The following is a 21,790-nucleotide window of genomic DNA, read 5'->3' on the forward strand; positions in this document are numbered from 1 at the left end:
CCTGAAAAGATGCCGCAGCATGAAGATGCTGCGGCATCTTTTCGTTTCGGGGGCGCGCTACCGGTCGTCGGCCGGCCGCACGGCGCGGTCGAGCGCAAGCAGCATGTGCGCTTCGACATCCTGCCTTAGCCTTGCCCGCGCGGTCTTGTCCGACGTCACCAGATAGAGATCGACCAATGTGCCGAGCAGCAGGTTGATCACCTGCAGGCTCAGCGGGTCGCTGGGGCTTTGCGGCGCAAAACGTGCAATGAAGGGCACCACGATATCGTCGACGATATGGTTCTGTTCGGCATTGTTGTCGGCTTCGATCGGCCTGATGGCCCGCATTGCCTTCAGCAGCCCCGAATGAGAGGGGATTGCTTCGGCGGCGTCGAGATAGACGCCGAGCAGGATTTTGGCCGCCTGCTCGACAGGCGTATCTGCCGGCAGTGCAACCAGGGCGTTTGCGCAGGAGGCGACGATGCGGGCAACCGTCGCGTCATAGGCCGACAGCAGAAGACCATCGCGATCGGCGAAGTAGCGATAGAGGGTACCGACGGATACGCCCGTTTCTGCAGCGACGCGCGTGGTGGTGACCGCGTCCGCTCCTTCCTCGGCCACCAGCCGCTCGGTGGCGGCGAGCAATGCCGCGCGCGTTTTCTGCGCGCGATCCTGGACGGGCAAGATCTTGGTGGCTGGCGGGGTGGGATCCATAGAAAGTGAAACTATTTCATTTTTGTTGACAAGGCCAGAACGGAAGCGCATCGTTTCGTCGTTCGCTGACGAAGGCCAGCTTTTCACTGGTCAGGGGGCCGGGGCCGGCACTGAGGGGAGGACTTGATGTGAGAGCTATCGTTTCGACGACCATGCTGGCCCTGCTGCTCGGCGTATCGGCGGGCAACGTTGCAAATGCGGCGGAGATCGCGGTGGAAGCCGGCGAGGGCGCTGCCGAAAGGCTGACCGAGGCGCTGATCATGGCCAAGCCAGGCGACACCGTTCGCATCGGCGCCGGGCGTTTCGAACTGACCGAGGGGTTGTCGCTGGATATCGACGACGTGCTGGTGAAGGGCGCGGGCTCCGACCAGACGGTGCTTTCGTTCAAGAGCCAGACCGGCTCCGGGGAAGGGCTGCTCGTGACATCGGACCGCGTCGTCCTCGAGGATTTCGCGGTCGAGGATGCAAAGGGCGACGGGGTGAAGTCGAAGGGCTCCGACCAGATCACCTTCCGCAAGCTGCGCGTCGAGTGGACGAACGGGCCCGATGCGAAGAACGGCTCCTACGGCGTTTATCCCGTTTCGTCCAAGAATGTGCTGATCGACGGCGTGACCGTGAAAGGGGCGTCCGACGCCGGCATCTATGTTGGCCAGAGCGAGAACATCGTGGTGCGCAATTCGCGTGCCGAGTTCAATGTGGCCGGCATCGAGATCGAAAATTCGATGAAGGCCGACGTGTACAAGAACGTCGTCACCCGCAATACGGGCGGCATACTGGTCTTCGACCTTCCCAACCTGCCGGTGCAGGGTGGGCATGACATTCGTGTCTTCGACAACGCGGTAGTCAACAACGACACGCCCAATTTCGCGCCGAAGGGCAACATCGTCGCGATCGTGCCGAAGGGCATGGGCATCATGGTGATGGCCAACCGCAACGTGCATGTCTTCAACAACAAGCTCGACGGCAACGGCACTGCCCATGTGCTCATCGCCGCCTACCCGAACGACTATGAGGACGAAAAATACATGTTCGTGCCGCGCGGCGTGTTCGTGCACGACAATTCCTATGGGGAGGGCGGCGCGTCACCGGACGGCGAAGTCGGCAAGACGATCTCGGATGTTTCCGGGATGCCGGTGCCCGATATCGTCTGGGATGGGGTGACGACCATTCCCGAGTATTTCTCGTGGACCGCAGCCGAGAACCGTATCTATGTCGAGGAGGCCGAAGGCACCAGTTTCGTCAATCTCAAGATGATCTCCCAACTGATGCTGCCCTGGGGCTGGTGGCCCGACACGGATATCGCGTCCTACAAGGGAAGCCTGCCGGAGCCTGCTCCGGTCAAGCTGCCGCAGGAAAGCGGGGCCTAGACGGGGCAAGAAGCGATGACCGCACTGTGCCGGAACCAGGAAGTGACGCGCGCTTGGTCCGGCTTCGGCTGGCCATTGCGGCGTTCGGGCGCGGCAATCCCGTGGCCGCTGTCGGTGCCGGCATGGACCGAGCGGCTGGCGCGACCGGAGATATGGAAAACCCTGCTCGGTGCCTGGCTCGTGTGCATTCTCGCGGGCGGTCATGCCCATGGCGTTGTTTCGGCCGAGGCGATCCTGGCCGAAAGCCCGCCGAAGCTGCTTTCCGAGTTCGGCTTCTTCGACGATCTCAAGGCGCAGAACCCGGCGGCTGGTGTCGTTCCGTTCCAGCTTGCCACGCCGCTGTTCTCCGACGGCGCGTTGAAATTCCGGTTCGTCCATTTGCCCGACGGCAAGGCGGCGCAATATGACGACGATGAAGCTTTCGACTTCCCGACGGGGACGGCTCTGATCAAGACCTTCGCCTTTCCCGCCGACAATCGCCGGCCGGACCAGGACATCAAGCTGATCGAGACGAGGGTGCTCCTGCGCCGCACGGACGGCTGGCACGCTTTCGCCTATCTCTGGAACGCCGAACAGACGGACGCCGTGCTGAAGATCGCAGGTGCCAAGGTCGAGATATCGACCACCGCAGCGGACGGATCCGCGCTCGCCTTCACCTATTCCGTACCGAACAAGAACCAGTGCAAGGCATGCCACGCCTTCAATGGAGAAATCGTCCCGCTCGGGCCGAAGGCGCGCAATTTGAACCGCGACGTCGACTATGCAACCGGCCGGCTAAACCAGCTGGCCCACTGGACGGCAGCGGGTATGCTGGCCGACGCCCCGGCTCCCAAGGACGCGCCCGCGGTCCCGGACTGGCGCGACGCCGCGGCCGCGCTCGACCTGCGGGCACGAGGCTGGCTCGACGTCAACTGCGCCCATTGCCATCGCCGGGAGGGGCCGGCCAGCAATTCCGGGCTGTGGTTGACCTTCGGCGAGAAGGATCCGGTGAAATTCGGCGTGAGGAAAAGGCCGGTCGCGGCGGGCAAGGGGTCCGGCGATCGCCAGTTCGACATCCTTCCGGGCGATCCGGGCGGCTCTATCCTCCTTTATCGCGTCGAGAGCACCGAACCCGGCGTGATGATGCCGGAACTGGGACGCCATATCGCGGATCCCGAGGCGGTCGCGCTGCTCAAGGACTGGATCGGCCAGATGCGATAAAGCGCGCCGCTCTATCTGTTTGTTTGAACAGCGGATTCTTCCTGAAGCCGCTGCGTACTTCCGGAAGACATGCCTTAGCCAGCCTGTGAGCCGCTCTTGTGCCGGAAGTCGAGATCGATCCGGCCTTCTTCCGCCTTATGGAAGAACTGCGAACACACCAGCCATCCTTTCAGCGGGCGCAACAGCGCCAGGCATGCCAGCAGCGTGAGCGGCATAGTGGTGAAAAGATGGAGCCAGATCGGTGTGTCGAAGGTCACCTGGAACCAGACGGCGAAGGCCAAGGTCGGTACCGCGGCGATCGTCATGGCGAAGAAGGCCGGACCATCCGCCGGATCAGCGAAGGAATAGTCGAGGCCGCATACCTCGCAGGATGGAGCGAGCTTGAGGTAACCGGTGAAAAGATTGCCCTCCTGGCACCGCGGACAGCGTCCGAGGATGCCCGTCTTCATGGGATTGTCGGTTGGACGATATCCGCCCGCCATATCGCTGACATTGGTGGCCATGGCTTTCCTTCCTTTGAAATATTGTATGGAAGATAACGAAAATTTTCCATACAATCGCTTCGTTCATGCCGATGTATGGATGACTTATTGCCAAATCCCACTCATTTCAAGCGGGCGTGCAGCGTATTGCCGGCGTGGCAATCAATTGTATGTATATTGAATGTATCTCGCCATGCGAACGAGGCGCAAGTCCCGACTTGCCAGGCATGGCCTGACGAGGTCGGTGCGAAGATGTCGGTGAGGGTTGCCCGGGCCAAGCCTCAAGGGGATGTCTGCACCCTCACAATTGATGAGCCTCGGCCTGTTGGTATCAAGCTGTCGGGACTGGAACGATTTCCTAAGAATTCGTAACGAATACTTACACAAAGTGATGGCTTCCGGCCGGCTCGTTGTGGCAAACCAGCGCGGGGGGGTGGCAACGCCTTTTGGGGAAAGCAGCATGTCGAGACGTTATTTCGGTACGGATGGAATTCGGGGCCGGGCCAACAAATTCCCGATGACCGGCGAGGTCGCCATGAAGGTCGGCATGGCCGCCGGCATGTCGTTTCAGCGCGGCAATCATCGTCACCGTGTCGTGCTCGGCAAGGACACACGTCTTTCCGGTTACATGATCGAGAACGCCATGGTGTCGGGCTTCTGCGCTGCCGGCATGGATGTGTTCCTGCTCGGGCCGATACCGACACCGGCGGTCGCCATGCTCGCCCGTTCGCTGCGCGCCGATATCGGCGTGATGATCTCGGCCTCTCACAATCCCTATCATGACAACGGCATCAAGCTGTTCGGTCCCGACGGCTACAAGCTCTCCGACGAAATCGAAACCCGTATCGAGGCGTTGATCGACGGGGAGATCGACATCAAGCTTGCGGATTCGGACGGCCTCGGCCGCGCCAAGCGTATCGACGGCGTGCATGACCGCTACATCGAATTCGCCAAGCGCACCCTGCCGCGTTCGATGTCGCTCGCCGGCCTGCGCATTGTGGTCGATTGCGCCAACGGCGCGGGCTACAAGGTGGCGCCGCTCGCGCTGTGGGAACTCGGCGCGGAAGTGATCACCATCAACAACGAGCCGGATGGCTTCAATATCAACCGGGAGTGCGGCTCGACTCATCCCGAGGGCCTGCAGAAGAAGGTGCACGAGGTGCGTGCCGATATCGGCATTGCGCTCGATGGTGACGCGGACCGCATGGTCATCGTCGACGAACTGGGCCAGATCGTCGACGGAGACCAGATCATGGCGATGATCGCGGAGTCGTGGAACCAGAACGGCCGCCTCGCCGGCGGCGGCGTCGTCGCCACGATCATGTCCAATCTCGGTCTCGAACGGTTCCTCACCGATATCGGCCTGCAGCTTCACCGCACCCAGGTCGGCGACCGCTACGTCGTCGAGCATATGCGAGCGCACGGGCTGAATGTCGGCGGCGAACAGTCCGGTCACATCGTGTTGTCCGATTTCTCCACAACCGGCGACGGCCTCGTCTCGGCGTTGCAGGTGCTGGCCTGCGTAAAGCGCGCCGGCAAGCCGGTCTCCGAAGTCGCCAAGAAGTTCGATCCCGTGCCGCAGCTTCTGAAGAACGTCCGTTTCTCGGGTGGCAAGCCCTTGGAAAGCGCGCCGGTCAAGGCAGCGATCGAGGATGCCCGCGGCCGGCTCGGCAATTCCGGCAGGCTCGTCATTCGCCCATCCGGCACCGAACCGCTGATCCGTGTCATGGCCGAGGCCGACGACCCGCAACTGGTCGAAGCTGTCGTCGACGACATCGTCAGCGTGATCGCCGAGGCAAAGTCGGCGGCGTAGGCGACAAGGCCGACCGCCCGGAACCTTCCGATCTGGGGCAGCCAGGCAGCGGCTGGCCCGTGAACGACTGAGGGAGTATCCAGGCGAAGAAACAGGGTTGGGATCTGCCTGGGAAAGATACCTGCTTTCGGGGCAAGACCCCGACTATCTGCCCGAGCTTCCTATTCGGCCCATCGCATGCTCATGGGGCTGCCTCATGTGACAAGAGGCGGCGCCTCCGCCGACGATGCAAATGCCGTCGCTGGGGGTTCGATAGGCGGTGCGGCGCTGCCCATGAGGACAAGTCTTCTGGTCTGGCTTGAGATGACGATGCCCGGCGGTGCCGTCGCCGCCAGCGCGGAGACGGGTGCCGCCATCCCGTCGTGCGGCTACTGCTTTGTCCGCGCGCCACGCCACCGCTCCTGGCCCGAACTGCCGGCTGGCAGGTTTGCGTCAGGCTCGCGACACGACCACGCCACAACCACGCTGCTCAAGTTCTCCGGCAGCGAGCCAGAGCTGCGAAGGGCAGCGGTGCTTGTTACGACGATTCCCGCACTGGTTGCAGTCGATGACGATTCCGTGAAACTTCCGGTTAAGGGGTTCAAAAAAATCAGGAGTGTGGTAGTCTCGATTTGTTACATGACGATACATGACGTGAAAGGAGTGAGGCCATGCCCGAAACTGAACCTCTCTCGCCAAGCTGGTCGCAACGGTGGTCGGGTTATCGACCTTCCAAAACCATGTGGTTCTGGTCACTGGTGGGAATATCCGCGCTGACGATGGTCGTCGGCTTCGCCTTCGGCGGATGGACCACAGGTGGAACAGCCGCGCTGATGGCTGAAAAGGCGGCAAGGGACGCTCGATCCGAACTGGTAGCCACGGTATGTGTGGAGAAATTCGTTTCCGCCGACAATGCCTCGGAACAACTGGCTGCCCTCAAGAAAACGTCGTCGTGGGAGCGCAACAGGTTCATAGAGAACGGCGGATGGCTCAAGCTGACAGGTATGGATAAGGCCGTTCCCGGGGCTGCCGAGCTTTGCGCGAAGGAATTGGTCGCGATTGAGAACCTTCCAGAACAGAGTGCCGAAGCGGTCACGACCGACGGCTGAATTATCGGGCTGCTGAACGTTGGGCGTGGGCTCCTCCGAGGGGAGGAAGGCAGGTCGCCGAGTGGATCAGAACTTTGCTGGTTCCGCTCGGCGGCCGCCGCGCTTTTCCAGATGTTGCCAGATGTTGCTGCTTCAGGCGCGGGCTGTGCGAGAAGAACCGGCCTGCGGCTGGCCAGCACAACAATGAAAAGGTGATCTCGGCCCTTGCCGCCATTCTACAATGGCGGCACACTGCTCTTGTTTGCAAGGGGAGCGACGAAAGGATGTGGATTCGGCTGACCTGCGACGAGATCAGAGCGTGAGTGTCAACGCAGACCATTTGGTCGCCTTGGGAGACCCCGGCGAGAGGACGCTCGTGATGCATGGCCGAGGCGACGTTCTGGTCGAGCAAGGCCAAATCGGACATTGTCGAATCGTTGCAACTGCAGCAGTTCGCTCTCGGAGCATCGGGGGCAAGTCGTACCACAGATTTCAATTGAAGAGGCCGTTCGGGGCCAGGGGACGCAAAGCGTGGCAAAGAATCCTGACTATTTGCTGCAGGACAAAAGTGAAGGCTTGCCGGAACGGATTGGCCATCTGCTCGGGATGATCGTCTTCATTGGAGTCTGTTGCATGGTTGCTTGGCCGATCGTGCAGTCGCTGTTCTTCTAGCGCCGTTTGCCGTCTGCCGTGAACAGAGTTGCTGCCCGCGCCGCAATCCATATCTCTGCCGTGTTCGCTCTCTATCTGTCCGCTGCGATGCTGTTGCCGGCGGCGGTGGATCTCTATCACGGCCATGAAGACTGGCAGGTCTTTGCTGCATCGGCTGCCATCACCGCCGGTGCCGCCCTGGGTGTAGCGGCCGCCACGCACGGCAATACTCCTCCCGCCTCGACGCGATTCGGATTCCTGCTGGTCAATCTTCTGTGGATGACAATGGCCGTCGCCGGGGCTCTGCCGCTGCTTATTTCGTCGCTCGAGTTGAGCCTTGCGGAAGCGTTTTTCGAGTCGGTCTCGGCCATAACCACGACCGGGTCTACGGTGATCACTGGTCTCGACGCCAAGCCGCCGGGCGTGCTGCTCTGGCGATCCATCCTTCAATGGATGGGCGGACTCGGCGTGATAGCACTGGGGCTTTTTCTGCTGCCTTTTCTGAAGGTCGGCGGGGTCACCTATTTCAAGATCGAGTCGTCGGATATCGAGGATAAACCCTTTGAACGATTCGCAACCTTTGCTGCCAGCCTCCTTGGCATCTACGCAATGCTGACGGTTGCCTGCGCCATTTGCTACCTGCTTGCAGGAATGACCGGATTCGATGCGCTGAACCATGCCATGACAACGATGTCGACCGGCGGGATGTCGACCCACGATGCTTCGTTTGGGCTGTTCGCAAATTCCCCACACATACTGTGGATCGCTACTGTCTTCATGTTTGTCGGCGGGCTGCCGTTTTCGATTCTGATCCTGTTTGCCATTCGCGGGCGCTACGACGCTCTGCGTGACCCCCAGATTCGGGTCTTTGCCGGATACTGTGTCGCGTTCGCCCTTGCCGTGGCCGTATATCTGCGCGTAACCGCCGAAATGCCATTCCTCGAGGCTCTGACGCATTCCGCGTTCAATTTCGTGTCGATCATCACCACGACTGGCTATGCCAGCGGCGACTATTCGGCATGGGGGCCGTTTGCCGTAGCCTGCATCTTCGTCGCGACCTTCCTTGGCGGCTGTTCGGGATCCACCGCGGGCGGGATCAAGGCATATCGTTTCCTGGTGCTCTTCGAACTGACAATGAACGGTCTGCGCAAACTGGTCTATCCCAACTCGGTAATCACGATCCGTTACGGGGACCGTGTCGTCGATGCCGACATGCAACGGGCGGTCGTGCTGTTCATCTCGGCGTTCTTCGTGATCTGGGCGATCGTCGCAATCCTGCTCGGCGCGACAGGACTGGATCTCATCACAGCAGTTACGGGGTCGCTTACGGCCATGACCAATGTCGGTCCCGGTCTTGGTGACATCATCGGCCCCGCGGGCAATTTCGCGTCCTTGCCCGATTCGTCGAAGTGGTTCCTGTCGATGGCAATGCTTCTGGGCAGGCTCGAAATCCTCGTCGTGCTGGTGATTTTCACACCCACTTTCTGGAGCCGTTGAGCTTCCTTGCGCTTCTGCCGCGTCGGCTCCTGGGGCGGTGACGGCACCGACGGAATCTGCGCTGCCGCTCGATCAATCCAACCTTGCCGGCAAATCCCCACAGAACGCCTTGTCCTGCGTACCTTCGGTTACGAAGCGTCCTCCGCCAGGATGGCAAGGAATTCTCTACGCGAGAACCGGATCGTATAGCGATACTGCGACTGCGTATCATAGATGCCATCGGCACAAAACGACAGGGACACCCTGTCACCTTCGGATTCGATTCCGATTTGCCCGAGCGGCTGATCCAGGATGGTTCTCTCCCGGCCTGGCCGCTTTGCCGGTCCAACACGAATTTGCATGGTAGTTCTCCCGCCGCTGCCATGTCGCCCGGCTACGGGAAACGCACAAGCAACACCCACATGTACAGTCACATGAAAAGGCCCGTGCCGACGTCTCCGTTCGCATCAGGAACACAGACCAGGATGAATTTCATGGCGCATTCGAAACGACGCCAACGTACATCTGAGATGAACCAGTGTTTTCGATCAAATAGTCTTTGTCAACCAATTCCGAGATTTCGTGAGATTTCTCTATCGATGCTCTCGAAGTGCTGTCATGGAATCTGTGAGAGTGCAGGTTGATGAAATATACAACCATACGGGGCAATGACGGAGTGTGTGAGCAACAGACTGCATCCGACCTTCTGCGAATATCAGGTGCCCTTGGGATGGTTCTGGAGCAGGTCGGCAGGCCTTCGGAGCAGGCACTGGCTGTTCCTGACGCCTGTCGTCCTCGGCGGCGTTCCTTGTGGGGACGGACATCGCAAGGCGTGCTCGCGTCGGCGTCACCGGAAGCCGCCCGGATAAACCTCAACCTTGACGTGGGCTATCGGTCGTGAGGAGCGCGCGCACGCCATCGGCAAAGGCTTGCCCAGCAAGCGTTTTCGCGAACGTGGTTAAGAAAGACGGTTAAGCCGGCCTTAACCTTTGCAACTCATTATCCAAAACCGGGTTGTAACCAACGGAGCCGGGGGACGGGTCCGTCTTCGCAAAGGTGAGAGCAATGTACAGATTTGCCAGACCAGGCCTTTTGGCCGCGCTGGTCGCCGGCATGGCAGGATCCGCATTCGCAGCAGACATCGCTGAGCCGCCGATCATCGAGGCGCCGCCGCCGGTCTATCAGGAAGTCGACTACGGCGGTTGGTACATACGTGGCGACCTCGACTATCATTGGTCGGATTTCAGCGGCGCGGACTACATTACCTATGGAAGTGTGGTGCCGGAGCCCGGGACAGGGAGTTTCGATACCGGCGACCTCAAGGGCGCCTTCTCGATCGGCGCGGGTGTCGGCTACCAGGTCAACCGATATTTCCGCACGGACCTGACGCTGGACTACTGGTTCTCGTCGGACTTCACCGGCAGTACGAGCGGCGTCTGCGGCGGCGTCGCCTGCGTTTCGACGGACAGTTCCGCCTACAGCGCGTGGCTGCTGCTTGCCAACGCCTATGTCGACCTCGGCACCTATTATGGGATCACACCCTATGTCGGCGCCGGTATAGGCGGCGCCCGGGTGCAGTGGGACGACCTGACAAACACGATCGATGGTACTACCGATATCCATTCCGGCGCGCAAAGCTGGCGTTTCGCCTACGCCCTTATGGCCGGTGCCTCCTACTGTCTGACCGACCGGCTCAAGCTCGACGCCGGATACCGCTTCAGCCACATCAACGGCGGGCGTATGTTCGAATATGCCACGCCCACGCTCGGCGGAATCGGGGCGGGACCAGGTTACGACAACGGCTTCAACACACATGAGGTGCGCGCCGGTCTGCGCTACCAGTTCGGTGGACGCAACGAGTGCTCCGAACCGGTGGCCTACGTGCCGCCCGAGCCGATCTATACCAAGTAGGTCTCTTTCGATCATGACCGCCCGGCCCCCGGGGCCTGGCGGTCCCTATCAATGCGTCGTCCCGAGGACAATCAGCGCGACAGCCGTCGCCTGTTTGCCCGTACCTTTCTGCGATAGCCGCGCACCACGTCCTTGCCGCCGGCTCCGGCTGCGATCGCTCCTGCCGCCTGTGTTGCGGCGATCACTTTCTCGGTGACCATGCGCCTGGCTTCGCGTTCGCCGGCTTTGCCGCCGCGGGCCAGATGCAGCGCTCGCAGCCAGATGACCTGCTGGGCTTCCAGTCCAAGCATCATCGTGTCGAACCAAAGCCGATACATGATTGCGTTTCCCTTGTTCGGGCTGCCAGCCGCAGGCGGGTGCCCCTCCAAGAACAGTAGCGCGATTGTTCTTGTCACGCGCGCGCCTTCTTTCGGCGAGCGCGGCCTCTCGGACCTGCGGCCGGAATGACGTCAGAGCGAACAGCTTGTTTTCTAAAGACGATTTCTGGCATCAGGGTTAACCGGCACTTAACCTCTATGGTTAACAATGGCTCCATGGGCATCCGGGCGAAGCCGTCCGGTGGTATCGGGGAGTTCCTGCAGATGAGCCTCAAGACCTCTGTCGTTCTTGCCGCGGCGACGATTGCAATCCTGCCTGCGGGCTCTCTGCGGGCCGCCGACTATGAACCGCCCGTCTTCGTTGATCAGCCGGTGGAGGAATATGTGCCGGTCGAGATCGGGTCGGGCTGGTATCTGCGCGGCGACGTCGGCTACAATTTCAGTGTCAAGGCAGGTGACTTCGACTACCGAACCTTCGATGCGCTTACCGGAACCTATGATACCGCCCGGTTCGATAGTGCCTCGCTCGGCAACAATGTCACGGGGGGTATCGGGTTCGGCTATAATCTTACCGACTATCTACGCGCCGACCTGACCTTCGACGTCTTCCGCACTTCGTTCGATGGAACGACGTCGGCGGCGCAGCCCTGCGCGCCATTGCTGGTGGGGACGAGCTGTCGAACTGCAGATTCGGCCGATGCGACGGCCTACAACCTCATGGCCAACGGCTATGTCGATCTCGGCACCTATGTCGGCTTCACCCCTTATGTCGGGGCGGGGCTCGGCATGACCTATGTCAATTGGGACCAGCTCAACAGCAGTGCCTATTGCGTGGGAGCTGATTGCCCGGCTGGTTTTGTCGGGTCGAACGAATCGGACGGCGAGAAGAGCTGGCGCTTCTCCTGGGCCTTGATGGCGGGCATGGCTTACGACCTGACCAAGAACCTCAAGGTCGATCTGGGCTATCGCTACCGCAGCATCGAGGGCGGACCGATGTTCGCCTTCGACCGCGCGTCGCAATTTGCCGGAGCATCCGGCACGCAGGGTGAGGACCCGGGCTTGCAGTCGCATGAAGTTCGAATCGGGCTGCGCTACTCGCTTTGGTAGACCAAGAGAGCGGCTCCGTCGCCCTCTTCAGTGAGCCGGGCATCGCACTTCTGGGCTAACCGAAGCTCGGATGCAGGGTCTCCTTCAGTGATCCGCCACTTCCCTGATCCGGTGCCAATGGCTGGGACCGACGAGCCGGCATCCTCCCCCTGTGCCGACAGCGCCACCTCGATGGCCGCCAGGGCCGCAAGACGACGGGCCTGCTGGACATCGCTTACCCAGGCAGGCCTCGCCTTCACCCAACGCCGCATGGCAGCGGCTGCGCCCTCCACCGTGGCGTTCAAGCCGGAGGCGAACTCATACTGCACCACCGCGCGGAAGAGATCCGCGTCGGCTTCGTTGCGCCTGAGCTTTTCATCGAGAATATCGCGAAGAAAGAACGTCAAGCGCACCTCCCCGAAGGCGTCGTAAGATAGGCGTTTTCCTATCCTGCAGTCAATAGGAAAAATCCTATCATTTAGGAGAAGCCCGCTGCCGTTGGGCGAGAACCCCGTCTGCGATCCAGTGCGCGGGTAGATTTCCAATCCTTGATATCGCCCTTATGTTCTTGATTTGTTCGGTGGGCGGGGCCAATGTCCTGCCGAAGCAACGGAGGGATCGAGTGCTCACCTACTTCGTCGTCCAGAGTTTCGAGCGCGGCAAGAGAGGGTCGCTGATCGCCGACCAGCCTGTCGAGGCGCAAGGGCTCGATCAAGCCATACGCATGGCGGAACGGCTGTCGCGGGTCAAGGCCGGGGTCGTGGCCTTTTCGAGGAGAGGTTCTCCGGCAACGGGCGACTATGAGGATGCTGTGATCGTGGCAATGTACGGCAATTTTTCGGAAGGCGAGCAGACGTTGCTGGCTGGTTAGTGCGAACCGGGCGTGCGGCTTGGCCGAACGCCCATGTTGCTGTTCTTTCCGGAGGGTCCGGCGGCCGCTCACTCCCGGGATCTCTCCGGGCCGACGGTCCGAAGCTGCTTCCCGTTTCCGATCGGGCAATCAGCGCGAGTTATATTTGCCGACGACCCGATGACAAACCGGCCAGTCGGCGCGGAACTCCTTGAAAATGTTGGCCGGCTGGTATTGCTGCAGCGTCCATTCGCGCTCGCTCATGCCGACAAGGCGCTTGATCATGGCTTCGTCCCCGCCCTTCGGCTCCGGTGGGGTATGATAGAGCACGACGTCGGTGTCGCGCTGTGCAGGGAGGCTTGGGTGGATCAGCGCAGTGTCGCCGGGCCAATAGGCGGGAACCATCGAGTCGCCCGTTATCAGCAGTCCGTATCCGCCCCTCACACTTTCCAGGATGGTCGGCATCTTCACATATTCGACCGGGTCGAAGGTGACGATGACATGGCCGTCGCCGCCGCGGGCGGCTGCATAGACCGGAAGCCGGCGGTCCCCCCTCACCAACTGCTCGCCAGGGACGAGGACCGGAGCGAAGCCTCTGCGCGGAGCGGGGCGACTGCCAGCGCCGTCGATCACGCCCAAAATGGTCTCCGCGTCGCGCTGCCGCAGTTCCTGCGGGGTGCCTCGCTCGACGAATTGCTGGACATAGGCATGGTTGCGACCGATCGCGGCCGACAGATCCTTGTAGGTCGTCAGCTTCGCATCGACCGCATCCCGGATGCGCTGGCGGATTTCGTCCATTGCCTATCAGTTCCAAAATCAATCCTATTTGTCAAATAGGAATTTTCCTCTTGTATAAGGACAAAATTCCTACTATCGATAGGGAATGTCGACGAAAGCAACACACAAGCCCGACGTCCCCGATCGTGTTGTCGGTGACGGACCACCCGGCGCGCTGGCCTGCGGAGCTCCAGGTTTGCCGAAGAGCGGTCTCGGTCCACGACAGGAAGAACTGCTGTCCTATCTGCAGGGCCTCGCGCCTGTCGGCGAGGGGTTTGTGCTCCGACGCGCCGAAGCGATGGGGGATCTGGGGTTCGCCACCCCCGTCGTCTTCCACAGGGCACTGCGCAAGCTCATCCACGCGGGATTTGTCTCGCGGGTCGAGGCTGGACGTTCGCATGTGAACGGGCGGCTCCGGGTACTGTGCCGCCTTGAAGCGTACCATGCTGGTCGGCCCCACCCGTGCCGACTGGCCGGCAGGGTCGACACGGTCCTCCGGCAGACGGCTCAGCGATCGGCAAGCGGCCGAAGCGCGGATGGCGCGACGCGCCGTCGCCAGCCGGTCGCGTGGGAGCCCGCGAGGCGAACTTCGACGTCGAGACCCGGGACACAGGAACGCGCCTGCCAGCAACGCTCGGCCGCGGAGGCGAACTCGGAACCAACATTCAACTCCATCGCATGACAAGGAAGAGACCATGATGAAGGCCCGCAGCCAAGCCCAGAAACGTGCCGCAAGACGGGGACGGCCAAGGAAGAACGTCCCGTTCCGCGAGCCGAATGGCCGTTCGTCGAGAGCCGAAGAGCCGATCGACAAGCTGGCGATGGCGATGCGCGCCAAGATGCTGGGTGTCTCCGAGGAGCGCGCCAGGGACCCGCGTGCCGGGTCGTTCCTCGGCTATCTCGCCATGCTGGGCCGCTCCGACGGGCTCTCGGGCACGCAGCATGAAGCCGCGCTGCGGTTCAAGGATCTGCGCGACGAGTATCTCAAGGCGATCAAGGCCCCGAATGCCGTGGTCGACAATCAGTCATCCGGTCGACCAAGGGATGTCGTGACCGACGACTACATCCGATGGTGCGCCAATGCGACAGCCCGCTATGCAGCCGCGCGCAGGGCGATCCAGGAGGCGCAGGACTCCACGCGCTCGGAAAACCTGTGGGCCGCGCTCGATCTCGTTGTGGTCCAGGAGCAGCCGATCTTCAATCTGATCGGGGCGACACGCACGCTCTGCAATGCACTGGCGCTGCACTTCAAGCGGTGACCCCGTGATCGGTGCCCCGGGCATCGCAGCATCGGAGCCGGGCGATGCCGCCCGGCGCGCCTAAGGCTCTGTTCCCGGGGGGCAGTCTGAGTTCGTTCCCGGAGATCGCCAAAGAAAGATGTGGCTCAATGATGATTTGAAAGGCCGCGACCCGGCTCGATCAATTTCTGCCGCGAGCGGCTCTAGGAAAATCCGGGATCGCTCGCGATCTGCGGTTCCGAGGCACGACCCCGAGCCCTCATCACGGCTACGGCCGCACCTGGCCGGTAAAGGCCGAGGGGTGAGGCCACCGTTCCTGCTCGCACGGTGACCTTTGTTGCAGCGATCTCTGGATAGAGCGACGCGACCGCTATCCGCGCCGCGAGTATTCTCCCATATTGTGAGCCGGATAAGTATTTTCGAGTGAGGAGACGGACAGACCATGATGTGCTGGTTCCGCACCCTGTTTCCCCGGGAAGGGCGTTTTCCTCAATCTCTTAGCCAAGCATTCGACCCCGATCTCTGCTTCGTGTTATGCCCTGGTCCAACTGCCGCGGTGACAGCTCTGCGGCGTCCATGCGAATCGTTCGGCGGCAAATGAAGAAGAAAAAGGCGAAAGCCCAGGCGAAGAAAGGCAAGCAGATCAGGCAGGTAGCGGCGCTGCCCTTCCGGCGACGCCCGGAGGGAGGGGTGGAGTTCCTGCTGGTGACCTCGCGCGAGACGGGCCGGTTCATCGTGCCGAAAGGCTGGCCGATGAAGGGTAGATCCGACGCCAAGGCCGCAGCCGAAGAGGCGGAGCAGGAGGCCGGTGTGACGGGTAGGATCGGCGGTCGCCCGATTGGACACTACCGATACTGGAAGCGGCTCAAGGACGCTTTCGTGCCCATAACTGTGACCGTCTTCGCCCTCGAAGTAGAGGCGGAAGCCGAAGAGTTCCGTGAAAGCACGCAGCGTGTTCGCGGCTGGGTTGAGCCTGATCAGGCCGAGTTCCTGATCGATGAACCGGACCTGGGGACGCTCATTCGTGAGGCGCGCAAGACACTGGAGGGCGTGCGGGCAGAAGAGAGTGGCGGCTAGAGCGCGTCGCGATACTTCAAACTCGCTCTGCGCTCTTTGGTTCCAAAACCGGTTCCCGCTTTCGAGGGGCGGCGCAAAGCGAAGCGATTATTTTCCGATGTCTCCTCAGGCGTTGAACCTCCGCGAACCTTGTACGTTCGGTTGATGTTGGAGCGTCAACAGTTTGCCACACCGGTCCTTCATCGAGTTGGTTCGACATTCTCGCGGAAGGCGTGCTCTTTTCTGTGGCGTGATCGCGAGAATCGCCTATCTCTGGGCTTTGCGCAGGATTGCTCATGAACATCGAACAACGGTCCAGAACCCTGCCGAAGTCACTGCTGGCCGCGCTGCAGAAGACGCCGGTCCGCTACTCGAAATCCGATGCGCGCGGCGCCTGCATGGCGGTCGCCTCCTACAACGTCCACAAATGCGTTGGCGTCGACAATCTGTTCGACCCGGAACGCGTCGCGTCCGTTATCCGCGAGATCGACGCCGACATCGTGGCCCTGCAGGAGGCCGACGAACGCTTTGGCCACCGAGCCGGGTTGTTGGACCTGCATCGTCTTCAGCGAGACACCGATCTCGTGCCTGTGCAGCCGCCCATGCACTCCAAGGGGCATGGCTGGCATGGAAACGTGCTTCTGGTCCGCGCGGCTGCCATACGCCATGTCGAGCATCTGAGACTGCCAGGTGTCGAGCCGCGCGGCGCGCTGGTGGTCGACGTCGAAAGGGAAGGGCTCGTCTTCCGTGTGATAGCGGCCCATCTGGGCCTGTTGCGCCGTTCGCGCGCGTTGCAGGCGGCACACCTGCTCGAACACGCCCTCGCGGGGCAGCGTCCGACCATATTGCTCGGCGATCTCAACGAATGGCGGGTCGGCCGGCGTTCCTCCCTGGAAACGCTGCTGCCGGATTTTGGGCCGATCGACGCGGCGATACCGAGCTTTCCATCCAGGTTCCCCCTGCTTGCGCTCGATCGCATCCTGGCGAGCCCTCATGAACTGATCACCACGATAGAGATCCATGATACGCCGCTGGCGCGCATGGCATCCGATCATCTGCCGCTCAAGGCGCGGGTCGATCTCGCGCCGGCGCTGCAGCGCGTACCATGCTGATCCTTCTCACCGTCGCTGCATTCCTTACCCTCTTCGGTCTCGCCTCTCTCCTTGCCGCCTTTTCCTATGGGCTTTTCGCAGCCCACGCCAAGGGTGAGCCATCCAATGCCTTGCCTCCCGCCGAGGCCACCGAGATCGGCCGCGCCGCGATGCGGCTATCGGAGGGCAGGAAGGGCAGGACCGGCATGGCCATGCTGTCCGAGAATCTCGACGCGTTCACCGCAAGGGTGCTGACCGCGCGACATGCCGGGCAGAGCCTCGATCTGATGTATTACATCTGGCACAGCGATCTCACCGGGCGCCTCCTGGTGAACGAGGTGATCAAGGCGGCCGATCGCGGCGTGAGGGTGCGGCTTCTTCTTGACGACATCAACTCGCGCGGCAGCGACACGGCCTACCTGTCGCTCGACAGCCATCCCAACATCGCGGTGCGACTGTTCAATCCGAGCCGGGCAAGACGCGGAACATTGCGGCGTGGCCTCGAAATGACGCTGCGCGCCTTTTCGGCTACCAGGCGCATGCACAACAAGGCATGGATCGCTGACGGAACTGTGGCGATCGTGGGCGGCCGCAACATAGGCGACGAATATTTCGATGCCGCCGAGACCAATTTCCAGGACCTCGATCTCGCGCTTTTTGGACCCGCCGTACAAGAGACCGAGGCAGTCTTCGACGCGTTCTGGAACAGCGACGCGGCTATCCCGATCCGTGCGCTGGCCCGGCTGCGCAAACACAGGCTCCGCCGACTGCGGAAGTCGCTTGCACGGCTCTCCGCCGGCGATCGCGTGGCTCCCTATGCGGCGCGGGTCCGCAAGCGCGCCTCGCTCAACGATATGTTCGACGGCCCGGATGCCATCCAATGGACGCAAGCCGTGGAGGTCGTATCGGATCCCCCTGAAAAGGCTGCCGGCGCCAAGAGGGAGAACTGGCTTCTGTCGCAGTTGATGCCTGCGATCACCTCTACCGAGCACCGTCTCGAAGTCGTCTCCCCCTATTTCATCCCGGGAGATGAAGGAACCGAACAACTGCTCGGCATGAGGTCACGCGGTGTCGCCGTGTCAGTGCTTACCAACTCCCTGGCGGCGACCGACGTGGCTGCGGTGCATGGCGCCTATTCCAGGTACCGGACGCGCCTGTTGGCGGTCGGCGTGCGCCTCTTTGAACTCAGGCCCCAGGTCAGCAATCTCGAGCTTCAGATGATCGGCTCAAAGGGCGCCAGCCTTCACACAAAGGCCTTCACCGTCGACGGCCGGCTGGGCTTCATCGGGTCTTTCAACTTCGACCCACGCTCGGCCTCGCTGAACACCGAGATGGGCGTGCTTTTCGAGCAATGCGACCTTGCTGCGAAGATGAGCAAAGAGTTCGACCGTCAGACCTCACCTGACGTGAGCTATCGTCTTATTCTCGACAGCGGCCGGCTGTGCTGGGTGGGTGGCGAGAACGAGTCGTTCCACCGTGATCCGGAAGCCGGGCAGGGCCGTCGCTTGCTCGCCTGGGCGATCGGACTGCTGCCCATCGAGTCGCAGCTATAGCAGCACGATGGCGCTGTCTAAACCCGGCTGCTGCGTATGGCGGGGCCCTTTCGGTCGCGTCCAGCCGGCCCAATTGCCGGTCGACGCTCTGCATCGTGATCCCCGTTCCTTGATAGCCGGTCCTGTCTGACTTTCAGTCCCTCGGCGAGGCGATGCCGGCTTTCAATTTCTTCCACCGTGCCAGCGGCATTCTTGCCGCCTCGATTGACGAACGTCATCGGTCCATGCTGGTCACGCTCCGCCTGGTTCATGGGCGCACTCCTTCTTTCGGGGGAACCGGGCAATAAACGCATGAGCAGACGAGGTGTTCCGCTATGGGACACGGAAACTGCGACTCCACCATGGGTGTAGGCGGAGGGCTGCTTTCAGCAATCGCCATCCGTAAAAGGGACGACCCCCAGGAGAAAATAGCGACCAGCAGCCAGGCGCAGTAGGCTCGATCGGCATACAGGGCGAGCTCGGCGGCGCGGGAAACGACACCTATCGGGCCGACAATGCAGGCGATATCGTCGAGAGCGCAGCCGGCTCCGGCGGCATCGACACGGTGCGATCGTCGATCAGCTTCAGTCTCGCCAACACGATTTGGGTTAGGGGCGTGGTAAAGAACCTCACCTTGCTCGGCGCGTCGCCACTTGCCGCGACCGGCAACAGTCTTTCGAAATATGCTGATCGGCAGCGGCGGCGCCAACGTGCTGAGCGGCGCGGCGGGCAACGACACGCTGGATGGTGGCATCGGCGCAGATCGGCTGCTCGGCGGTGCGGGCTCCAACTGACCAACCTGGATTTCATCGTGATCTGAGCGCTCGGCTCCACCGCACGGCGGCCGCACCAACATGGCAGAGGACCCTGGGATTTGCGGTCGTCGATCCCCCCAGCGGTTCACATCTTGATGACCAAGTAGAACTATGATTGACTTCTCCGCGAGAACCAGATTTATTGACGGTCATTATCACTTTCGAAGAATTGTGTCCGACCCGCCCGAGAAGTTCGCGGCGGGTTTCTCCGTTGAGCGACAGGAGCGTGCGCGTCCTGTGGCAGGCGTGCATCGTCATTCTTCGAGCGACTGTCTTTGCAGGCAGATTGATCAGGGCGGAGGGGACCTGTCCGGGGCTGCGACCCGCCGGCTGATCGTGCCGGCAAATGCGGTATATGATCGTACTGGGTCGCTGGAGCGTTCACAAATTAATAACCAAGTAGAATATCGATTGACTTCTGCGGAACAATCCGATTTATTGACTACTATTCTCACTTTCGAAGAATTGTGTCTGGCCCGCCCGAACTGTTCGCGGCGGGTTATTGATTAAGCGATAGAGCCATCCGCGGCGAGATTGCGCTCGCCTTGTTTTCCCCGGGGCGACGGTCGTGTCGTCCTAGATCGACGCCGATCTCAGGCGCGGCGTTGCTGCTTCATCGACAGGAGGCCGGATGCCGGGCAGGAAGAAGACCATCGCAGGCATCGACCAAGGCCGAGAGGCACGGGCTGCAGTCGACACCGTAAGGTTGGTGAGGCGGCTGCAGCAATATGCCCTCGGCGATGCCGATGAAGACGGCGATCCCGTCGAACTGGATGCCTCGCAACTGAAGGTGATCGAGATGCTGCTCAAGAAGACGCTGCCAGATCTCGCCAATGTCTCCCTGGCCGCGCCGCCCGAGAAGGCGTTCGAGCACCCGGTGATCAAGATCGTCCGTGAAATCGTCGACCCACGGGACCCGATTTGAGGAGCGGGTGTTCGAAGGGATGGCGAGCAAGAAGGAAAGCCTGGCGCCAATTGTGTCTATCCGAAGGGCGGACGGCACGCTCTGGCTCAAGACGCAGAGAACGTTCCGGCCACTGTTGAAGCCGGCGCGCTACAAGGGCGCCCATGGCGGACGCGGTTCGGGCAAGTCGCATTTCTTCGCCGGCTTACTGATCCAGGACAGCATCGCAGAGAAGGGGCTGCTGTCGCTGTGTATCCGAGAGGTGCAGAAGAGCCTACAACAGAGCGCCAAGCGCCTGCTCGAAAGGAAGCTCGCGGATTTCCGCCTTGGCGAGGCCGACGGATTCAAAGTGTTCCGGGAGGTGATCCAGACGCCGGGGGACGGGCTCGTCTCGTTCCAAGGCATGCAGGATCACACGGCCGAGTCGGTGAAGTCCTTTGAAGGTTTCAGGCGAGCCTGGGTCGAGGAGGCACAGACGTTGTCGATGACCTCGCTCAACCTTCTGCGCCCGACAATCCGGGCAGACGGTTCGGAGATCTGGGCCTCGTGGAATCCGCGACGCAAGACGGACCCGATCGATGCGTTGCTGCGTGGGCCCTCGCGGCCGACCGGCGCGATCGTGGTCAAGGCCGACTGGTCCGACAATCCATGGTTTCCGAGCGCGCTCCAACAGGAGCGACTCGATTGTCTGCGCGGCGCTCCCGACCAGTACGAACATATATGGGAGGGAGGATACGCGACCGTGCTTGCAGGCGCCTACTTCGCGGAACCGCTCGCCAACGCGCGGCAGGAAGGCCGGATCGGCGCCGTGGCGCGCGACCCGCTGATGCCGCTGAAGGCGTTCTGGGATATCGGCGTGCGGGACGCGACGTCGATCTGGGTGACCCAGTTCGTGGGGCGCGAGATGCGGATGCTGGATTATTACGAGGCAGCGGGCCAGCCGCTGGCCGCGCATCTGGAGTGGTTGCGATCGCGTGGATACGGCAATGCCCGGTGCATCCTGCCCCATGACGGCAATCGCGAAGATGCCGTGACCGCGATCCGGTTCGAGGACCATATCGCCGCGGCTGGCTTCGTGGTGGAGACCATTCCGAACCAGGGCAAGGGTGCGGCCCTGAAGAGGATAGAAGCCGCGCGTCGCCTTTTTCCGCAGATGTGGTTCAACGAGGTCACCTGTGCGGCGGGGCTCGATGCGCTTGGCTGGTACCATGAGAAGCAGGACGATGTCCGCAATATCGGCCTCGGGCCCGAACATGACTGGTCGTCGCATGCCGCCGACGCATTCGGCCTGATGTGCGTGGCCTATGAGGCGCCGCGCGACCTCAAGCTGCCGCCGCGCGACCGTCGCGGGATTCTCTAGGACTGGGCAAGGTCATGCGGCTCGGCTTTTCGGGCGCCTACCGCGTGTCCCGTGAAAAAGGATACACGCGACACGCCGCAGTGGGAGGGCACCACCGTCGACGA

The 21,790-nt window shown here is 61.7% G+C and carries 22 protein-coding genes; 17 read left to right on the forward strand and 5 right to left on the reverse strand.

The genetic code is table 11. The annotated features are described in order from the left end of the window. Positions 1-57: 57 nt before the first annotated feature. A complete protein-coding gene (locus JN280_RS10830) occupies positions 58-693 on the reverse strand; it encodes a TetR/AcrR family transcriptional regulator (protein ID WP_202312073.1) in 636 nt (211 codons plus the stop codon). Positions 694-821: 128 nt separating this feature from the next. On the opposite strand from JN280_RS10830, the gene JN280_RS10835 reads away from it, so the two are divergent. After that, the gene (locus tag JN280_RS10835; RefSeq protein WP_202312075.1) at positions 822-2,060 is read left to right on the forward strand and encodes a parallel beta-helix domain-containing protein; all 1,239 of its coding nucleotides are present in this window, start codon (positions 822-824) and stop codon (positions 2,058-2,060) included. Between the two features lie 15 nt (positions 2,061-2,075). Further along, complete coding sequence (locus JN280_RS10840; RefSeq protein ID WP_202312077.1) at positions 2,076-3,260, forward strand: SO2930 family diheme c-type cytochrome; 1,185 nt, start codon at positions 2,076-2,078, stop codon at positions 3,258-3,260. Between the two features lie 74 nt (positions 3,261-3,334). On the opposite strand, the gene JN280_RS10845 is transcribed toward JN280_RS10840, so the two are convergent. Continuing rightward, positions 3,335-3,763, reverse strand: coding sequence for a DUF983 domain-containing protein (locus JN280_RS10845; protein ID WP_244743197.1), 429 nt, complete (start codon positions 3,761-3,763; stop codon positions 3,335-3,337). A gap of 439 nt (positions 3,764-4,202) precedes the next feature. Between JN280_RS10845 and glmM the strand changes: the two genes are divergently transcribed. From glmM to JN280_RS10870, 5 genes are all read left to right on the forward strand, one after another. Next, entirely contained in the window at positions 4,203-5,555 is a 1,353-nt protein-coding gene (gene glmM / locus JN280_RS10850) for a phosphoglucosamine mutase (protein ID WP_202314683.1), read from the forward strand. Between the two features lie 650 nt (positions 5,556-6,205). Continuing rightward, positions 6,206-6,643 (forward strand): hypothetical protein, encoded by a 438-nt coding sequence (locus JN280_RS10855; RefSeq protein ID WP_202312079.1) that lies wholly within the window; start codon positions 6,206-6,208, stop codon positions 6,641-6,643. Positions 6,644-7,153: 510 nt separating this feature from the next. Beyond that, a complete protein-coding gene (locus JN280_RS10860; RefSeq protein WP_202312081.1) occupies positions 7,154-7,294 on the forward strand; it encodes a hypothetical protein in 141 nt (46 codons plus the stop codon). An 18-nt stretch (positions 7,295-7,312) separates the two neighbouring features. Beyond that, complete coding sequence (locus JN280_RS10865; RefSeq protein ID WP_202312083.1) at positions 7,313-8,770, forward strand: TrkH family potassium uptake protein; 1,458 nt, start codon at positions 7,313-7,315, stop codon at positions 8,768-8,770. Between the two features lie 1,044 nt (positions 8,771-9,814). Next, on the forward strand, positions 9,815-10,660 hold the full coding sequence (locus JN280_RS10870; protein WP_202312085.1) for an outer membrane protein: 846 nt from the start codon (positions 9,815-9,817) through the stop codon (positions 10,658-10,660). 71 nt (positions 10,661-10,731) lie between these two features. On the opposite strand, the gene JN280_RS10875 is transcribed toward JN280_RS10870, so the two are convergent. Continuing rightward, the gene (locus JN280_RS10875) at positions 10,732-10,977 is read right to left on the reverse strand and encodes a hypothetical protein (protein WP_202312087.1); all 246 of its coding nucleotides are present in this window, start codon (positions 10,975-10,977) and stop codon (positions 10,732-10,734) included. A 126-nt stretch (positions 10,978-11,103) separates the two neighbouring features. On the opposite strand from JN280_RS10875, the gene JN280_RS10880 reads away from it, so the two are divergent. Then, a complete protein-coding gene (locus JN280_RS10880; protein WP_244743201.1) occupies positions 11,104-12,084 on the forward strand; it encodes an outer membrane protein in 981 nt (326 codons plus the stop codon). On the opposite strand, the gene JN280_RS10885 is transcribed toward JN280_RS10880, so the two are convergent. Continuing rightward, entirely contained in the window at positions 12,069-12,470 is a 402-nt protein-coding gene (locus JN280_RS10885; protein ID WP_202312089.1) for a hypothetical protein, read from the reverse strand. The genes JN280_RS10880 and JN280_RS10885 overlap by 16 nt on opposite strands. 215 nt (positions 12,471-12,685) lie before the next feature. Between JN280_RS10885 and JN280_RS10890 the strand changes: the two genes are divergently transcribed. Continuing rightward, positions 12,686-12,934: a hypothetical protein gene (locus JN280_RS10890; protein ID WP_202312091.1), complete on the forward strand. Its 249-nt coding sequence runs from the start codon at positions 12,686-12,688 to the stop codon at positions 12,932-12,934. Between the two features lie 129 nt (positions 12,935-13,063). Here JN280_RS10890 and JN280_RS10895 read toward each other — a convergent pair whose 3' ends face one another. Further along, positions 13,064-13,711 (reverse strand): S24 family peptidase, encoded by a 648-nt coding sequence (locus JN280_RS10895; protein WP_202312093.1) that lies wholly within the window; start codon positions 13,709-13,711, stop codon positions 13,064-13,066. Positions 13,712-14,385: 674 nt separating this feature from the next. On the opposite strand from JN280_RS10895, the gene JN280_RS10900 reads away from it, so the two are divergent. From JN280_RS10900 to JN280_RS10930, 8 genes are all read left to right on the forward strand, one after another. Next, positions 14,386-14,949, forward strand: coding sequence for a hypothetical protein (locus JN280_RS10900; RefSeq protein WP_202312095.1), 564 nt, complete (start codon positions 14,386-14,388; stop codon positions 14,947-14,949). A 576-nt stretch (positions 14,950-15,525) separates the two neighbouring features. Continuing rightward, complete coding sequence (locus JN280_RS10905) at positions 15,526-16,005, forward strand: NUDIX hydrolase (protein ID WP_202312097.1); 480 nt, start codon at positions 15,526-15,528, stop codon at positions 16,003-16,005. Positions 16,006-16,280: 275 nt separating this feature from the next. Further along, positions 16,281-17,096, forward strand: a complete 816-nt coding sequence (locus JN280_RS10910) for an endonuclease/exonuclease/phosphatase family protein (RefSeq protein WP_202312099.1) — start codon at positions 16,281-16,283, stop codon at positions 17,094-17,096. Further along, positions 17,090-18,628, forward strand: coding sequence for a phospholipase D family protein (locus JN280_RS10915; RefSeq protein ID WP_202312101.1), 1,539 nt, complete (start codon positions 17,090-17,092; stop codon positions 18,626-18,628). Before JN280_RS10910 ends, JN280_RS10915 begins: the two co-directional genes overlap by 7 nt. 662 nt (positions 18,629-19,290) lie before the next feature. Next, the gene (locus tag JN280_RS10920) at positions 19,291-19,401 is read left to right on the forward strand and encodes a hypothetical protein (RefSeq protein WP_202312103.1); all 111 of its coding nucleotides are present in this window, start codon (positions 19,291-19,293) and stop codon (positions 19,399-19,401) included. A gap of 132 nt (positions 19,402-19,533) precedes the next feature. Further along, positions 19,534-19,932 carry a hypothetical protein gene (locus JN280_RS39165; RefSeq protein WP_210387837.1) on the forward strand — a complete coding sequence of 133 codons (399 nt, stop codon included), beginning with the start codon at positions 19,534-19,536 and terminating at the stop codon, positions 19,930-19,932. A 121-nt stretch (positions 19,933-20,053) separates the two neighbouring features. Further along, positions 20,054-20,347, forward strand: a complete 294-nt coding sequence (locus JN280_RS10925; RefSeq protein WP_202312105.1) for a hypothetical protein — start codon at positions 20,054-20,056, stop codon at positions 20,345-20,347. A 19-nt stretch (positions 20,348-20,366) separates the two neighbouring features. After that, the gene (locus tag JN280_RS10930; RefSeq protein WP_202312107.1) at positions 20,367-21,686 is read left to right on the forward strand and encodes a PBSX family phage terminase large subunit; all 1,320 of its coding nucleotides are present in this window, start codon (positions 20,367-20,369) and stop codon (positions 21,684-21,686) included. Positions 21,687-21,790: the final 104 nt, after the last annotated feature.

Origin of the sequence: Mesorhizobium sp. L-8-10 (genome assembly GCF_016756635.1) — a bacterium.
GTDB lineage: Bacteria > Pseudomonadota > Alphaproteobacteria > Rhizobiales > Rhizobiaceae.

Coding starts and splice junctions, on each gene's coding strand:
- JN280_RS10920 (WP_202312103.1), top strand. CDS start 19,291: ATGCTGATCGGCAGCGGCGGCGCCAACGTGCTGAGCGGCGCGGCGGGC.
- JN280_RS10930 (WP_202312107.1), top strand. CDS start 20,367: ATGGCGAGCAAGAAGGAAAGCCTGGCGCCAATTGTGTCTATCCGAAGG.
- JN280_RS10845 (WP_244743197.1), bottom strand. CDS start 3,763: ATGGCCACCAATGTCAGCGATATGGCGGGCGGATATCGTCCAACCGAC.
- JN280_RS10910 (WP_202312099.1), top strand. CDS start 16,281: ATGAACATCGAACAACGGTCCAGAACCCTGCCGAAGTCACTGCTGGCC.
- JN280_RS10830 (WP_202312073.1), bottom strand. CDS start 693: ATGGATCCCACCCCGCCAGCCACCAAGATCTTGCCCGTCCAGGATCGC.
- JN280_RS10840 (WP_202312077.1), top strand. CDS start 2,076: ATGACCGCACTGTGCCGGAACCAGGAAGTGACGCGCGCTTGGTCCGGC.
- JN280_RS10875 (WP_202312087.1), bottom strand. CDS start 10,977: ATGTATCGGCTTTGGTTCGACACGATGATGCTTGGACTGGAAGCCCAG.
- JN280_RS10880 (WP_244743201.1), top strand. CDS start 11,104: ATGACGTCAGAGCGAACAGCTTGTTTTCTAAAGACGATTTCTGGCATC.
- glmM (WP_202314683.1), top strand. CDS start 4,203: ATGTCGAGACGTTATTTCGGTACGGATGGAATTCGGGGCCGGGCCAAC.
- JN280_RS10900 (WP_202312095.1), top strand. CDS start 14,386: ATGATGAAGGCCCGCAGCCAAGCCCAGAAACGTGCCGCAAGACGGGGA.
- JN280_RS10870 (WP_202312085.1), top strand. CDS start 9,815: ATGTACAGATTTGCCAGACCAGGCCTTTTGGCCGCGCTGGTCGCCGGC.
- JN280_RS10925 (WP_202312105.1), top strand. CDS start 20,054: ATGCCGGGCAGGAAGAAGACCATCGCAGGCATCGACCAAGGCCGAGAG.
- JN280_RS39165 (WP_210387837.1), top strand. CDS start 19,534: ATGATTGACTTCTCCGCGAGAACCAGATTTATTGACGGTCATTATCAC.
- JN280_RS10855 (WP_202312079.1), top strand. CDS start 6,206: ATGCCCGAAACTGAACCTCTCTCGCCAAGCTGGTCGCAACGGTGGTCG.
- JN280_RS10915 (WP_202312101.1), top strand. CDS start 17,090: ATGCTGATCCTTCTCACCGTCGCTGCATTCCTTACCCTCTTCGGTCTC.
- JN280_RS10895 (WP_202312093.1), bottom strand. CDS start 13,711: ATGGACGAAATCCGCCAGCGCATCCGGGATGCGGTCGATGCGAAGCTG.
- JN280_RS10905 (WP_202312097.1), top strand. CDS start 15,526: ATGAAGAAGAAAAAGGCGAAAGCCCAGGCGAAGAAAGGCAAGCAGATC.